This is a genomic window from Pirellulimonas nuda (genome assembly GCF_007750855.1).
In the GTDB taxonomy this organism is placed as follows: Bacteria; Planctomycetota; Planctomycetia; order Pirellulales; family Lacipirellulaceae; genus Pirellulimonas; species Pirellulimonas nuda.
In genome coordinates this window covers 5,951,841-5,967,585 of sequence record NZ_CP036291.1, presented here as the reverse complement: position 1 = coordinate 5,967,585, position 15,745 = coordinate 5,951,841, and the positions used below count along the sequence as shown (strand labels likewise).

The window sequence follows — 15,745 nt, the reverse complement described above, 5'->3', positions numbered from 1 at the left end:
CGCCTAGCAATAAATCAGCCAAAATAGCCGAAATTGCAGCGGTCCCGCAACTTACTCCCAGGCGCCGACGGCGCCCCCGGCCAGCGCCAGGGCTTCCTCCGACTCGTCGTCGGAGTCGCCGTACCCGTCGTAAGCCGTGTGGACAGCCGAGTAACCGCTGTCCAGCCGCTCTGGCTGGGCCGTGGCGAGGGCCAACAGCAGGGCGTCGTCGGAGTCGCTGAAGGCGCCGGCGATGGCCTCGTCGATCACCGCGGTCCCGCCCGTCGTCCCGCCCGTCGTCCTGCCTGTCGGGGTCACCCAGAACAGGGGCGTCGGCGTGCTGGCTTCTGCCAGGCTTGGCGCCGCAACGCCCGATCCCGCAACGCCCGGGCCGGCCGCGAGGTCCGCGACCATGCCTGGGACCTCAAACGCCGCGGAAACCGCCGAGGCGGGGCCCGCCAGCAGCGGGGCCGACATCCCCAAGTGGTCGCGCCACACGGTGTAGTCGGACAGGTCGACAACGCCGTCGCCGTTGCCATCGGCTTGCGGGTTGGTGGTGCCGAAGTACTGGCGCCACATCAGCCGGTCCGCTTCATCGACCAAGCCGCTGCCGTCGTAGTCGCCCGGCATCTCGGCGAACTGCTGCTGCACGGCGCCCGCGGCGATCGGCGGGTCGAAGTTGCCGACGATCGGCAGCGCCCTGTCGTCGCCGAACTCGTAGTAGAGGTCGGTCCCGAACGGCGGCGGCGAGAACGGGTGGTTGAGCGCCGCGAGGCTGCCGGCGCCGGGGGCGCCCGTGGTCGACACCAAGAAGTACCACTCGGTCACGCGCGGCGCCGTGGCGGCCGAGTTGCGCGGGACCCACAGACCGATGTCATCGACGCCGTCGCCGTTCATGTCCGCGGCGACCGGCTGGTCGAGCACTCCGGGCAGGCCCCAGATGAGCGTGGCGTCGGTGGCGTCGGCGAAGCCGTCGTTGCGGAAGTTAAACGAGAAGACGTTGCTGTTGAACACGGCGAGGTCGTCGAGCCCGTCGCCGTCGAAGTCGCCGACGATCGGCGCCCCCAAGAGCCCGGTGCTAAAGACCGTGTCGAGCACGTAGTTGTGCGTGGTGTCCACGAACCACGCGCCCTGATAGTACAGGCCGATCTCGTCGCCGTTGGCGAGGTTGCCGTCGAAGTTCCCCGCTACCGGCAGGGCCCCCGCGCGGGCCGTGGCGGAGAATCCAGGGAAGAGTCCTTGATTGACGATCAGGTCGTCGGCGCCGTCCGGATCGACGTTGGCGGCCGTGCTCGTCAGCGTGACGGGGTTGTAGTCGTCGTAGACCGCTCCGTCGCTGTCGAGGTCGATCAACCACAGCCACTGCCCGTTGTACTGACCGTAAGTGGCGAGCTGGTCGAACAGCCCGGTGCCGGGCGTCACGCCGGCCAGCGGCGTGAACTTGCCGGCGACCAGCAGCTCGTGGGGACTCTGATTGCCGGGCAGCGGCGTCGTCGCGCTGATGTAGGCGTCCATCGTGAACGACAGGTCGACGTTCGAGGCGTCTCCGCCGAGCGGCGCGGCGGGGTCCCACACGCCGTTGCCGTTGATGTCGATGGCGATGTTCTGCGAGACGTAGCTGCCGATCTCTGGGCGGCTATCGATGGTGAACCGGCCCACGAACGCCCCGCCGGGTACGCCGTCGCCGGAGGGGAGGACCGGGTTGTCGGTCGGCTGCGCCGCATTCGACTCGCCGTCTAGCTTATTGCCCCCGGAGTCGGTGAGGTTGTCGCTCACCGTGATCGTAAAGCGGTCGTCCGGCAGCGCCGAGGCGAACGTCAGCGTTACGCTGGCCGTGTTGATGTTCGCCGCAAGGTTGCCGGCGATGACCGTGAAGGAGTCGCCGATGTTCGGAACGAAGGGGAACGCCGTGGCGACCGTCATGGTTGCATCGAAACCCGGGTTGTTCGTCACACGTCGGATCTGGCCGGCGTTCGCTCCGGTGTTGAAGCGGACGTAGTCGCCGACTTGTGGGACTTGGATGCTACCGCCCCCAGGCTGGGACGCGAAGACGCCAAAAGAGGTGGTCGTGTTGGCGCCGGCGGCGGTCCGAACGGCCGACAGGGGCCCCGGCGGGTTGAAGATGCGGATCGAGGCGGCGTGGAGCATGCTCGCCGCGGTGATGATCGAGAAGCCGTCGCCGATCGCCGGGGCCGCGCCGTATGGGTTATCGACCGTGATGGCGCCTGTGGCGACGTTGTAGTTGGAGATAAGGCGGGTCGCGATCGTGTTGGCGCCGTTGTTGAACACAATGAAATCGCCCACCGCCGGGCGGTTTGCAGCCGCGGCGCCCACGAAGCCTGCGGCCGTGAACGTGGTGGTGTTCCCGGCCGGTGCGGTGACCGTTCCGGAGACCTTGATGGCCTGGTTTACGGCGGCCGCTGTGATGACCACCGGCCCTACGTGGTCGCCCACAACCGTATAGTTGCCAATGGTTGCGGCGATCGCGGCGTCCAGCGCCGGGGAGAGGAAGTCGTTGGCCGTGCCGGCGTTGTCGACCCGCGGAGGCAGGTCGGCGAAGTCGATCGTGATGCTATTCACGAGCGGCGTCGGGCCGTTGACCGACGGCTTTGGGTCGAAGAGGTCGTATCCGCCCTGCAGGGCCGGCAGCATGTTGGCCGATACGGCCGTGATCTGCGGCCCCTGCGTGTCGAGGAAGATCGTCAGCGCGTCGATGGTTGTCCCCGCAACGAACGCCGGCACCCCGATGGCGCCCGTCGCGCCGGCCGGGACTGGGTTGCCGGCGACGTCTTGCGCGGTGACAAGCAGCGGCCGTGCGCCGTCGCGGACGAACGCGCCGCCGGTGGAGTTGATCGTCGTCAGGTCGTTCAGGTCGATCGCCGAGGAGACCTGCCAATAGCCGACCGGGTTGGCCAGATTGCCGTCCAGCGGCAACGCGGTGGTTTGACCGAGGAAGATGTCGCGCGTGGCGCCCGTGGTCTGGATGATGCCGTCGCCGTTCGCGTCGAGCCACACCGAGACGATCGCGTTCGCCTCGGCCTGACCCCAGAGGGTGGGGGTCGTGTCGCTGGTGATGCGGTCGGAGTAGCTGGCGCCGTTGGTCGGCACGCCGGTGTCGCTGCCGTCGAACAGGCCGTCGGTGAGCGTGGTCGGCAGTGCGGGCGTGTTGACCAGACCGAAGCTGATCGGCGGCGCCGCGGTGTCGATGGTCGTCGGCAGCAGGAACGACTGGCTGATGTTGCCCGCGCGGTCTACCACTTCGAGCCTAAGGTTGTGGTCCCCAGCGGCGAGCACCGGCAGCGTGGTGGTGACAAAGTTGAGCGACGTGAAGATATCGCCGGGCGCCGTGGTCGGCTCAACGGCGGGGTCGAGCGAAGAGTCGTACAGCAGCACCTCGGCCGCGGTCCCGACGCGGTCGTACACCAGGTAGCGCAGGTTGTCCGTAAACAGCCGGCTGGTGGCCGGGATCGGCGGGTCGAACGTCGTGAGCGTCACGACGGGCGTGGTGACATTGGTGATGTTGTCTGTGTTGCTGCGGCCAGTGTCGGACGCGACGGTTAGGTCTAGCAGCGGCAGGCCGGGCGCCACTGTGTCGATCTCGACCCCGAGCCCCGGCACGGGGGTCATCGCGCTGAGCGTCCCCGCGGCGTCCTCGAAATCGGCGGTGAACAGCCAGAGCCCGTTGGCGATGGGGATAGTGGTGAGCTGCCACTGCCCCTGACCGTCGCCTGGGGTCCCGTCTGTGTTGTCGCTCCCCACGACGCCGGTTGCGACCAGCAGCGGCGCCCCAACGGCCGCTCCGGCAGCATTGGTGGCCTGGGCAAAGACCCGCACCCGATCGTTTGCCGGCCCGACGCCGGTGAAGGCCGGCGTGGGGGTCGAGGTGACGTTGTCGTTGTTGAAGACGCCGGTGTCGCTGCTGGCCAGCAGGTCGATCGTGCCGACGCCGGCGTTGGGGACGGGGAGGATCGTTACGAAGATCGGCGTTGAGAGCTGTCCAGTGGCCGTAATACGACCGGGGGCAGCAACGAACGTGTCTGTTACCAGCGTTTGCGCGGCCACCAGGTACGTCCCCGGCGTCAGCGCCGGCGTCGTCGCGGTCCATACGGCGCTTCCCGGCACGCGGGCGGCGTTGACCAATGCCTGGACGCCCGTAGCCAAGTTGGTGGCGACCAACTGCACGTCGTAGCCGGCGGCGCCGACGGCCGGGTCGATTGGCCCGACGTTGGCGTTGGATCCCGAGTTCGCCAGGAACGTCGCCAAGTCGTCTTGAATGAAGAATGTCGGCGTTGTGAGCGAGGTGACGCCGTCGCTGTTCGAGGCGCCGGTGTCCGAAGCGGGCGACAGCGTCACGCTGGCCGGGACGGGGGCGGCGACTGTTTGGATCGTCAGTCCGTACTGCGAACCCTCCCCGTTGGCCGGCAGAATGTCCATCGCCTGAAAGAAATACTGGCGACCGGCAACGACGGGAAAGGTGACGGTGTTCCCGGGCGCCAGCAGGCCACCCGTCAGCGAGTTCCCGGCGCTGTCGAGGGCCGCCACGGCGAGGTTCGCTAAAGCGGACCCCGTGTTCGCCCCGAAGATCAGCTTGCCGGTGGCGGGCGCTGTGTACCTGAACGTATCGATCGGGTCCGCGTCGTTGACGCGGAAGTTGGTGATCGTCACAAACTCGTCCGAGCCGATGGTTTGGCCACTTGGGGGCGCCACGCCGTTTAGGCTCTCAAGGTCGTCGCCCCCGCCGGCCAGCCCGCCGCCGATCAAGATCGCCAGCATCCGCCGGTCTTCCAGCGGCTCGTGCCGCAGCCTTCGGCTGCGTCCCGCTTCTAGTTTTTGGTCCAACGAACGAGAACGGCCAAACCAGCCACGGCGAGATTTTGCAGACATCGGAGGCGCCTCACGGAGAAACGGCAGTCGGCCCGTCCGTGGGCGCTAGCGGAACCTGACCGCAGCGGTGCTTAGAGGAGAATCGCGACTGCGGGGCCCCCCACCGCAAGCTTCGGCGGGCCGCAATATAAGGGGGGTAAGCTGGGCAATGCAAGCATTGTTTTAGGTTTACGCAAATAAAAAGCCCCCTGCGGATTGTTCCGCAGGGGGCGATGGGCCGATTGAGATCCTGGCGCCGCGTCTCTAAGCGGGGGACGTTCACCCCCCCGTTCGGGTGGTTACCAGCGGGCCTCGGCCCGCACGGTGAAGCCATCCAGCCGCAGCGAATCGCTCAGGTCGGTGTAGTTGTCGTTCCGGACGCCTTGGATGAAGTCGCTGGTGGTGACCAAGTTGCCCCACTGCTGGAACAAGTAGCCCGCAGACACGCGGATCCGGTCGTCGCAGCACACCTTGGCGACGCCCAGCTCGCACTCCACCAGTGAGATGGCGCGGTTGTCTTTCCAGTCGGCCATCGCCAGGTCAGCGGTCGTCGACGTGTTCTGCAGGCGGTAGGATGTGTTGAACCGGCCGCTCATCAGCGAGCCGTTCAGCTTGCCGTACACCCGCAGGCCACGGGCAAGGAAACGCTCCCCATCGAGGCCGGCCTTGATGCCGCCGCCGTGGAACTCGATGTTGGTGCGGGTTTCCTTGGCCCCGGCGCCGCCGCCGCCGAAGGCGCCGTTCTGCATGAAATCCTGCTCGATGTTGCCGTACTGGGCGCCGACCGAGTAGTTCAGCTCGCACCAGCTCTTGCTCAGCAGCACGTCGCGGAACATCACGTCGGCGAGCTGGAAATCGACGCCGTAGTTGGCGGTCACCGGCCCGGTCGAGGCGGTCAGCGCGGCGCCCGGGTGCTGAACCAGCGAGCCGACAGCGCCGCCGCCACCCGCGATGTTCGGCACGGTCAGGGCGCTGGAGTCGTTCGACTCGAACCAAGTGTAGGAAGCGGTGATGGCCGAGCAGGGGCCGACACAAACCCCGCCGCCGACCCGGAAGCCGGGGGCGTACTCAATGTCGGCGGTGCCGATCGTGCCAAACGGGACGGTGCCTGCGCCGCCGAGGCCGTCCTGCTGCTGGGCGTGTGCGACATCGCCGTCGGTGGGGCGGAGCATGAGGAACTCGCCGAACACGAAGCTCCGCTTCGCGGGGGGCGGGCAGCAGGGCATGCAGCACGGGTCGCCGCAGCAGACCCCTTCTCCGCAGTCCATGTACGACTCGCAGCCCATCCCCTGGTCGTAGCTCATCCCTTGGTCGTAGTTCATCGGGCACGACTGGCACTGGGCCATCTGCACGTTGGGGTCGAGGCACTGCTCGTCCCGAACGGCGTACCCGCCCGCGGTTTGGCGGATCTGAGGCGCGCCGCCGAACTCAAAAGCCTGGGCGATGTCGCCGGCAGACGCGGGTACGGCCAGAGCGGCCAGCAAGCCAGAAAGCAGAAGTCGGCGCGCACCGGCGCCAGCAAGCGAAATAGACATTTGGATTCCCCCCCAAAGCAGAATCAAAACCGGTGCGGCAACCCCCTTGCCGACGCACCGAGATTCTGTCTTTGGGATAGTTCGGCGAACCGCTCGGGTAGGGATGAGTCGAGTTTGCCGGTTTTGCGGAAAGAATGGGTCGTGGGGCGTCCCGGAGAGCCGGTTTTGGCCCCTCCAGAGCCTCTTGCGGGCGGGCGCCGATTCTTCCCCTTGATGCCGAGTCTGCCAGCCCTATAATCTGAGGTTCGACGGGGGCATCGTCCCCCGCAGGCGGGTGTAGCTCAGTTGGTAGAGCACGACGTTGCCAACGTCGTTGTCGTCGGTTCGAATCCGATCACCCGCTCTTTCCTCGGCCCGCGCCGGGCGTTTGAGGCTTTGGCCGGCAGGTCCGCAAAGCCTCGAAGCCCTTCGTGGGCCGCTGTTTTTTGGCGGCGTCTGTCGGCCGGGTAGGCCTGTTCTTGCGGATAGGCTCTTCCGGCCAGCGGCCCTCCACGGAGGGTTGGCGGGCGGGGCGAGCCGGCAACAACGCGCAGTTTTCTAGAGATCACCGCTCAGTAGAAGGGTTGGAAGTGATGGCGAAACAGGACGACGCGTTGACCGCCGAGTTGGAAGACGGCGTTGAGGGCGAAGAAGAAACCCAGCCGCTAGAGCTGCAGGTTCAGGTCGAGAGCCCGTCCGCCTGCGAACGGCACATCTCCGTCTCGGTGTCGCGGGGCGACATCGATCGCTACCTCGACGACGCCATCGGCGAGATGATGCCCATGGCCACGGTGCCGGGCTTCCGCGCCGGCCGCGCGCCCCGCAAGCTGGTGGAGCAGCGTTTCAAGAGCGAGCTGGGAGAGCAGGTGAAGGGGAAGCTGTTGATGGACAGCCTGACCCAGATCAGCGAAGAGCAGAAGTTCGCCGCGATCAGCGACCCGGACTTCGACCTCGAAGCGGTCGAGCTCCCCGACGAGGGGCCGATGACGTTCGAGTTCGACGTCGAGGTCCGCCCCGAGTTCGAGCTCCCCGAGTGGCGCGGCCTGAAGCTCAACCGCCCCGTGCGTGAGTTCAGCGAGGCCGACATCGACGAGCACCTGGAAGGGAAGATCTCGCGCTACGGGCAGTTGGTCCCCAGCGACGACCCCGCGGCCGAGGGGGACTACGTGACGGTGAACACCGTCGCCCGCGTCGACGGCGAAGTGGTGGCCCGCGACGAGGAGCGGATGGTCCGCGTCCGCCCGGTGCTGAGCTTCTCCGACGGCCGGATCGAGGACTTCGCCAAGTCGATGGTCGGCGCCAAGGCGGGCGACAAGAAGACCTTCTCGGTGAAGCTGACGCACGACGCCCCCAACGCGGAGCTCCGCGGCAAGGAGGTCGAGGTCGAGTTCGATGTGCTTGAGGTCAAGAAGCTGAAGCTCCCTGAGCTGGACGAAGAGTTCCTCGGCGAGCTGGGGGGCTACAAGACCGAAGAAGAGTTCCGCGAGGCGTTGAAGCTGAACCTCAGCCGCCAGTTGGAGTACGAGCAGGGCCGGATCGCCCGCCGGCAGATCACGGCGCTACTGGTTGAGTCGGCCGACTGGGAGCTGCCGCCGGGGCTGCTGAAGCGGCAGAGCTCGCGTGAGCTAGAGCGGGCCGTGATGGAGCTCCGCCGCGCCGGGTTCAGCGAGGCGGCCATCCGGGCGCGCGAGAACGAATTGCGTCAGAACAGCGGCGCCTCGACCGCCGCCGCGCTCAAGGAGCACTTCATCCTCGAGAGGATCGCCGAGGACCAGAACCTCGACGTCGACGAGGGAGACTACGACGCTGAAATCATGCTGATGAGCATGCAGTCGGGCGAGTCGCCCCGCCGAGTGCGGGCCCAACTCGAGAAGCGTGGGCTTATGGACATCCTCCGCAACCAGGTGATCGAGCGCAAGGTGCTCGAACTGGTGCAGAGCCAGGCCAAGTTCAAGGACGAGCCGTACGAGCTGCCCAAGAACGAGGTAGAAGCGATCCCGGTTGCCGCCGGCGGCCGCGGCGCCGAGGCGATCCCCGAGGCCCACGAGGACCAGGGCCCCGAGGAGCCGGGCAAGCCGAGGTACGAGAAGGGTTAGCAGCAGGATGGGTCGAGGCCGCCGCGGGCGGACGCTGACCCATCATGCGGCTCGGTGAATCGATGGGTCAGCGCTCGCTTACGCTCGCTCGACCCGTCCTACAAAACTTAATTTAACGGATTGCCGCTATGAGCTTAGAAGAATACTCGGGCGCCTCCGCCCCTCGGGCGGCGCGTGACTACCAGCGTCAGCGGCAGATGACCCTTGGGGACCTGCTGCTGGAGAACCGCGTGATCTTCCTGCAGGGGGAGATCTACGACGGCAACGCCAACGAGTTGGTGATGAAGCTCCTCTACCTGCAGAGCGAGAACCGCCGCAAGGACGTCCACTTCTACATCAACTCGCCCGGCGGGAGCGTGACCTCCACGCTGGCGATCTACGACACGATGCAGATGGTCACCTGCCCGGTCGCCACGTACTGCGTAGGCCTGGCCGCCAGCGGCGGCGCCGTGCTGCTGGCCGGCGGCGAGAAGGGCAAGCGGTTCGCGCTGCCCCACTCCAAGGTCATGATCCACCAGCCGCACGGCGGCGTCGGCGGGCAGATCTCGGACATCGAGATCCAGGCCAACGAGATCATCAAGACCCGCGAGACGCTCAATCAGATCCTTGCCGGCCACACCGGCAAGACCGTCGAAGACATCCTCAAGGCCTGCGACCGCGACTACTACCTCACCGCGAGCGAGTCGAAAGAGTTTGGCCTGGTCGACGACATCCTCACCAAGCCCCCGGGCACGAGCGCCGAAGACGAGGAGTGATGTGAATCGATGAGCGATGAATGATGAATGATGAATGGAAGTGACATTCATCATTCATCGTTCATAACTCATCGCTTGCTCCGATTCAGAATTCCACTAACGCAAGCGGATTGCACCCCCATGCCCCTCATTCCTTACGTTATCGAGAAGAGCGGCCGCGAAGAGCGGGCGATGGATATCTACAGCCGGTTGCTCAAAGACCGGATCATTATCCTCGGCTCGCAGATCAACGACGAGGTGGCCAACAACATCGTCGCGCAGCTTCTGTTCCTGCAGTCGGACGATCCCAAGAGCGATATCCACCTCTACATCAACAGCCCCGGCGGCAGCGTGACCGCCGGCATGGCGATCTACGACACCATGCAGTTTGTCACCAGCGACGTGGCCACCTACTGCCTGGGGCAGTGCGCCAGCATGGGCGCGGTGCTGCTGGCCGCCGGCGCCGCGGGCAAGCGCCACGCGCTGCCCAACAGCCGGATCATGATCCACCAGCCGCTGGCCGGCATGCAGGGCACGGCCGAGGACATCATGATCCACGCGGCCGAATACCGCCGGACCAAGGACCGCCTCAACACGATCCTCGCCCGCCACACCGGCCGCACGCTCGAAGAGCTGCAGAAGGACACCGACCGCGACAAGTTCATGAGCGCGGACGAGGGGCTCGAGTACCGGCTGATCGACAAGATCGTCGAGAGCATGGGGCCGGAAGCCAAGTAGCCGGGCCGCCCCGCGGGCGCGCCGTCGCCTCGCTGCGCGTGACTGCTGCGCTGAGGGATAGCGGCTTGTTCGGGGTAGGGCCGGGTGGCGGTTCCATAGACTCCGCCGGCGGCAGCTTGGCGTGCGTCCTTGGGTGCGCAAACGCTCTGGGCCCAGGTTTTCGCCCCTGTCGCGAACTGCGGCAATTTGGGCGGTTTTTCTTGACACGGGCCAAAGGCCGTGTATGACTTAGGCGTCCGGGCCCTGAGCGTATAAGAACCACGTTTCTGGCCCCCCCGCAGGGACTACGCGGGGTAAGCTGCTAGGAGCAGGCTGCGCTACGCCGGCGCACGCCCCCCAGGCATCCACGCTTGGCTGTGCTTACCGCCGCTTGTTTGATCTAACGCTCGTCCCTGACCGAATCGGCCCGTCGAACCGGCGGCCTTCTTGCTTTCTGGCCCCCGTAGCCCTGGAGAACCACACGATGCTCACTAGAACCCTGCTCGCCGTGCTGACGGTCGGTTGGCTTGCCGCCGCCGCCAGCGCCGCCACGCCGGCTGTATCCGAACAAGACGCCAAGCGTCTGGCCGACCACAACCTGATGGTCTCGGCCAACCTCCAAGAAGGAGGCAAGTCGCCCAACATTGTCATCATCTGGGGTGACGACATCGGGCAGTCGAACGTGAGCGCGTACACCCGCGGAGTGATGGGGTACCGGACCCCCAACATCGACAGCATCGCCAACGATGGGCTGATCTTTACCGACTACTACGGCGAGCAGAGCTGCACCGCCGGTCGAGCGTCGTTCATCACCGGCCAGCACGGCATGCGCACCGGCTTGACCAAGGTCGGCATGCCGGGCGCTAAGGCCGGGATGCAGAAAGAAGACCCCACCATCGCCAACCTGCTCAAGGCTCAAGGGTACGCCACCGCCCAGATCGGCAAAAACCACCTGGGCGACCGCAATGAGTACCTGCCCACCGTCCACGGCTTCGATGAGTTCTACGGCAACCTCTACCACCTGAACGCCGAGGAGGAGCCAGAGCACGTAGATTATCCGAAGGATCCAGAATTCAAAAAGAAGTTCGGCCCCCGAGGCGTGCTCGAATGCAAAGCGACGGACACGGTGGACGACACCGTTGATCCGCGTTTTGGCAAGGTCGGCAAGCAATCCATCAAGGATACCGGCCCGCTGACCCGCAAGCGGATGGAGACCATCGACGACGACATCGCCCAGCGGTCGGCCGATTACATCAAGCGTGAGGCGGCCGAAGGCAAGCCCTTCTTCCTCTGGGTGAACTTCACCCACATGCACGCCTTCACGCACCCCAAGGAAGAAAGCGTCGGCCAGGCGGGTCAGTGGCAGAGCACCTACCACGACGTGATGATCGACCACGACAAGAACGTCGGCACGGTGCTGCAGGCCATCAAGGACGCCGGCATCGAGGACAACACGTTCGTCATGTACTCGACCGACAACGGCCCGCACATGAACACCTGGCCGGACGGCGCGATGACCCCGTACCGCAACGAAAAGAACACTAGCTGGGAAGGCGCCTACCGTATCCCGTGCATGGTCAAGTGGCCGGGCAAGATCAAGCCGGGCTCGGTGGCCAACGGGATCGTCTCGCACCTCGACTGGCTCCCGACGCTGCTCGCCATGGCCGGCGACCCGGACGTCACCCAGAAGCTGCTCAAGGGCTACAAGGTCGGGGACATGAACTACAAGATTCACCTCGACGGGTACAACCTCACGCCCTACCTCACCGGCGAAACGGACGAGAGCCCGCGGGAGTCTTTCCTCTACTGCACCGACGAACAACAGGTCGCGGCCCTGCGCTACGACAATTGGAAGCTGCTGTTCATGGAACAACGGGTGCCGGGCACCCTGCAGGTGTGGGCCGAACCGTTCACCACGCTGCGCGTTCCGCTGTTGTTCAACCTGCGCACCGACCCGTACGAACGGGCCAACATCACGTCGAACACCTACTACGACTGGTTGTTCAAGCGGGTCTACCTGCTCGTTCCTGCCCAGGCCTACGTGGGCGAGTTCTTGGAGACGTTCAAGGAGTACCCACCGCGGCAGAAGGCCGATAGCTTCAACCTCGACGAGGTGATGAAGAGCCTACAGGAGAACGCCGGCAGCAAATAACGCCGTGTCGCGCCATGATGTGGCCGGCGCGAGCCTACTGAGCCGTGGATCGCATCGCGGGCGGGCCGGACAAGTCCGGCCCGCCCGTGCGAGCCACTGTGGGTAACCGCCGCGCTCCGTTATCCTTTGGAAGACTCGACTCTTCAGCCAACCGACACGAGGGACCCACGATGGATTCACCCGCCCCAGCAGCCACGGTCCCCGCCATCGATATCGAGAACGTCCGCCGGAAATGGGGCTGGTTCTTGGCGCTCGGCGTCGGGCTGATCTTGCTCGGGATGGCGGCGCTGGGCGCCACGGCGGTGACGGCCGTGGTGTGGTCGATGATGTTCGGCTGGATCGTCGTCATCGGCGGCGTCTTTGAGACCGTGGTCGCCTTCTCGGCCAGAAAGTGGAGCGGGTTCCTGCTGCAACTGCTGGTGGGGGTGCTGAACGTTGTCGTCGGCGTGCTCATCGTTGCGCACCCGGTGGCCGCGGCGGCCGGGCTGACGATGCTGCTGGCGGCGTTGTTCTTGACCACCGGCCTGTTCCGGGCCATCAGCGCCCTGGCGCTGCAGTACCCCAACTGGGGATGGGCGCTGGTGGACGGGCTGATCTCGATCGTGCTGGGCGTGATGATCGCGGTTGAGTGGCCCGGCTCTACCCAGTGGGTGATCGGCACGTTCATCGCGGTGGTGCTGCTGTTCCGCGGCTTCTCGTGGGTGATGTTCGCGCTGGCGGCCAAGAGCGGCCCGGCGGCGGCCTAGCGGGGGGGGCCACGGCGTCGAGCCGTTCGAGGCAGGGCGCGACTCGATCTCATCGGTCGACGCGGCGTGCCAGCCCAAGCGCCCCTTTGCGGTCACCGACGCGATCAAGTAGACAGAGTTCGAGGCCCAGCAGCCAACGAGGCCCCGGCCGCCGGGCGCGGGGGCGTCTTTCTCTTCTCTAGCGAGGCTTCTCGAGATGCGATCAGCAGCGCTTTTGCTCGTGGCGGGGGTGTGTTGTCTGCTTTGGATCGGCGCCGCGGACGCGCAGCCGCGCACGCGCGTCGCCATCCTCGCCGACATGGGGAACGAGCCGGACGAAGAGCAGCAGATGGCCCACATGCTGGTCAACTGCAACGAGTTCGAGCCCGAAGCCCTGATCGCCGTGACGGGCAAGTACCTGCGTGAGGACTCGAAGCAGGAGTACCGGCGCCGGCTCCACCCGGAGCTGTTCCACCAACTGATCGACGGCTACGCCCGGGTGCTGCCGAACCTGCGCCTGCACGCCCAGGGGTGGCCCGAGCCCGACCGGCTGCACGCGATCGTCTGCGACGGGCAGCCCAAGTACGGCGTGGCCGCGGTGGGCAAGGGAAAGTCGAGCCCCGGCTCCGATGCGCTCCGGCGAGCGCTGCTGCGTGACGACCCGCGCCCGCTGTGGGTAGTGGTGAACGCCGGCTCGAACACGCTGGCCCAGACGCTGCGGGACCTGCAAGAGGACTGTGCGGACGACCCGGCGCAGTTCGAGCGCCTCGTCGCCAAGCTGCGGGTGTTCGAGAACGGCGCCCAGGACAACGCCGGCGCGTGGATCTGCCACACGTTCCCCGCCATCCACTGGATCCGCAGCAACTACCAGACCTACGCGTTCGGGGGCCCGGGGGGCCGCGACGGCGACACCGCCGTCAACCTGGGCCCGCACAAGTGGCGGCCCTTCCCTTACTCGGCGGCAGGTCAGCACGCCTGGCTGAAAGAGCACGTCCGCACCGGCCACGGCGCCCTTGGCGAGCTCTACCCAGAACGCCGTATGGGGGGCGGCGGGCTCGCCTTCATGGAGGGGGGCGGCACCATCCCCTGGCTGGGGCCGGTGAACCGCGGGCTGTTCGACATCGACCACCCGTCGTGGGGAGGCTGGGGGGGACGCTTCACGGCTGACAAGGCCGAAAACTTCTGGTCGCGCCACGCCGACATCCGCCGCGACGAGCGGCAGAACGTCCCCTTCGGCGTCTACCGCGAAGCGAGCGACGTCTGGACCGACCCCGAAACGGGAGACACGCTGCACGGCGACTACGTGCCCGTGTGGCGGTGGCGGCGGGCGATGCTGGCCAACCTGCAGTGCCGGATGGACTGGTGCGTGGCGCCGTTCGACGGGGCGAACCACCACCCGGTGGCCGCGGTCGACGGCGACGCCTCCGACGCGATCCTGCACGTCACGGCCAAGCCGGGCCAGACGCTGACGTTCGACGCGTCGGCCAGCACCGACCCCGACGACGACCCGCTCAACTACGCGTGGCGCCAGTACGAAGAAGCGGGGACCTACGCGGGACGCGTCTACATCGACGGCGCCCCCACGGCCCGGGCGACGCTGCACGTGCCGACCGGCGCCGCGGGCACGCAGATCCATTTGGTCTTGGAGCTGAGCGACGAAAACCCCATCGCGTCGCTGTGGGACTACCGACGCGTGGTGATCGAAGTCGCCCCCTAGTTGGCGGCGCCGCCGGCCCCTGCTTGCTTGCAAACCGCCCGGCGCCGTGATTAGAGTTTGACTGCGCCCCGTCGATGCATCTCTTCCTCAACACGTCCGTCCGCCATGAAGAACCGCTTTGTTCCCGCTTGGCCCCAGCCGTGCTGCTTGCGACGCTGCTGCTAGTGCTGCGGACCGGTGCGGCGCACGCGATCCAGGCCATCGACCGCCAGCCACACTTGCACCCTCGCGAGGCTCGACCCGATGTTCACGCTTGCCGCCCCGGCCCTCTTGTGGCTCTGTATGGCCGCGCCCCCTGAGGCGACCGGCTCCGGCGTGCTGGTCCCCAGGATCGAGGGGGAGTATGTCAACGTCTACAAGCCCGCGGGCGATGTGTTCCCGGGGCCGAGCGTTGGGGAGTTGATCGCCGGCCGGCGCTACGAGGAGTGGGTCCCCAACGACCACTGCTTTGTGCGCGACGCGTCGGGGCGTTGGCACGCGCTGGGCATCACCCATCCGATCACCGACCTCGAGAACATCCACCTCGGAGAGAACCAATCGTTCCACGCCGTCGCCCCCGCGGGGACGCTGAAGCAGTCCCTGCGGGAGGGCGCCTGGCGCGACCTGCCCAAGGTGCTGCCGCCGGCCGACCGCCCGGGAGAGATCGCGGCGAACCACGCCCCCTGCATCGTCCGCCGCCGCGGCCTCTACCACATGGTGTACGGACCCACGCCCATCCGCTACGCGGTGTCGGACGACCTGCACGCGTGGACCCCTAAGGGACCTCTGGGCGACACCCCCAGCGGGCGCGACCCCAGCCTGTTGCTTTGGGACGGCGCCTACTACCTAGTCACCTGCAACGAGCAGGGGGTGCAGGTGGCGACCTCCACCGACTTCCAAGCATGGCGGCGGCACAAGCCGATCCGCACCATGCAGGAGGGGGTCGACCCGGAGTCCCCCTCCATCGTCCGCCACAACAACACCTTTTACTTGTTCGTCTGCGGCTGGAACGGCGTGTGGGACCGCGAGACGCTGCAGGGCGCCTATCAACACACGACCTATGTCTACCAGTCAGACGACCCGCTGAACTTCGACCACAGCGCCTTGGTGACCACCCTCAATGCCCACGCGCCAGAAGTGTTTCAGGACGAACAGGGCGACTGGTACATCTCGAGCGTCGAGTGGCCCCACCGCGGGGTGAGCATCGCGCGCTTGGCCTGGGACTAACGCAGCGCGGCCCAGACCACAACCACCCGCCCGCAGGCGGCC

Annotated in this window: 9 protein-coding genes and 1 tRNA gene; 8 read left to right on the top strand and 2 right to left on the bottom strand. The window is 66.6% G+C overall.

The features are described from left to right. Nucleotides 1–51: 51 nt before the first annotated feature. Both Pla175_RS23120 and Pla175_RS23115 read right to left on the bottom strand, forming a co-directional pair. A complete protein-coding gene (locus tag Pla175_RS23120; RefSeq protein ID WP_197527094.1) occupies nucleotides 52–4,818 on the bottom strand; it encodes an Ig-like domain-containing protein in 4,767 nt (1,588 codons plus the stop codon). Between the two features lie 323 nt (nucleotides 4,819–5,141). After that, nucleotides 5,142–6,377: an Lpg1974 family pore-forming outer membrane protein gene (locus tag Pla175_RS23115; RefSeq protein ID WP_145291219.1), complete on the bottom strand. Its 1,236-nt coding sequence runs from the start codon at nucleotides 6,375–6,377 to the stop codon at nucleotides 5,142–5,144. Between the two features lie 270 nt (nucleotides 6,378–6,647). Here Pla175_RS23115 and Pla175_RS23110 point away from each other — a divergent pair. The 8 genes from Pla175_RS23110 (at nucleotide 6,648) to Pla175_RS23075 (ending at nucleotide 15,703) form a co-directional block, all read left to right on the top strand. Further along, nucleotides 6,648–6,720, top strand: a tRNA-Gly gene (locus Pla175_RS23110). Nucleotides 6,721–6,949: 229 nt separating this feature from the next. After that, nucleotides 6,950–8,452 (top strand): trigger factor, encoded by a 1,503-nt coding sequence (gene tig, locus Pla175_RS23105; protein ID WP_231954580.1) that lies wholly within the window; start codon nucleotides 6,950–6,952, stop codon nucleotides 8,450–8,452. A gap of 128 nt (nucleotides 8,453–8,580) precedes the next feature. Next, nucleotides 8,581–9,207: a ClpP family protease gene (locus Pla175_RS23100; protein ID WP_145291214.1), complete on the top strand. Its 627-nt coding sequence runs from the start codon at nucleotides 8,581–8,583 to the stop codon at nucleotides 9,205–9,207. A gap of 120 nt (nucleotides 9,208–9,327) precedes the next feature. After that, on the top strand, nucleotides 9,328–9,924 hold the full coding sequence (locus tag Pla175_RS23095) for an ATP-dependent Clp protease proteolytic subunit (RefSeq protein ID WP_145291212.1): 597 nt from the start codon (nucleotides 9,328–9,330) through the stop codon (nucleotides 9,922–9,924). Between the two features lie 580 nt (nucleotides 9,925–10,504). Further along, entirely contained in the window at nucleotides 10,505–12,055 is a 1,551-nt protein-coding gene (locus Pla175_RS23090; RefSeq protein ID WP_145292275.1) for an arylsulfatase, read from the top strand. 170 nt (nucleotides 12,056–12,225) lie between these two features. Beyond that, nucleotides 12,226–12,801, top strand: a complete 576-nt coding sequence (locus tag Pla175_RS23085; protein ID WP_145291211.1) for an HdeD family acid-resistance protein — start codon at nucleotides 12,226–12,228, stop codon at nucleotides 12,799–12,801. Nucleotides 12,802–12,997: 196 nt separating this feature from the next. After that, a complete protein-coding gene (locus Pla175_RS23080; protein ID WP_145291208.1) occupies nucleotides 12,998–14,497 on the top strand; it encodes a nucleoside hydrolase-like domain-containing protein in 1,500 nt (499 codons plus the stop codon). Between the two features lie 243 nt (nucleotides 14,498–14,740). Continuing rightward, nucleotides 14,741–15,703 (top strand): family 43 glycosylhydrolase, encoded by a 963-nt coding sequence (locus Pla175_RS23075; RefSeq protein ID WP_145291206.1) that lies wholly within the window; start codon nucleotides 14,741–14,743, stop codon nucleotides 15,701–15,703. Nucleotides 15,704–15,745 lie beyond the last annotated feature (42 nt).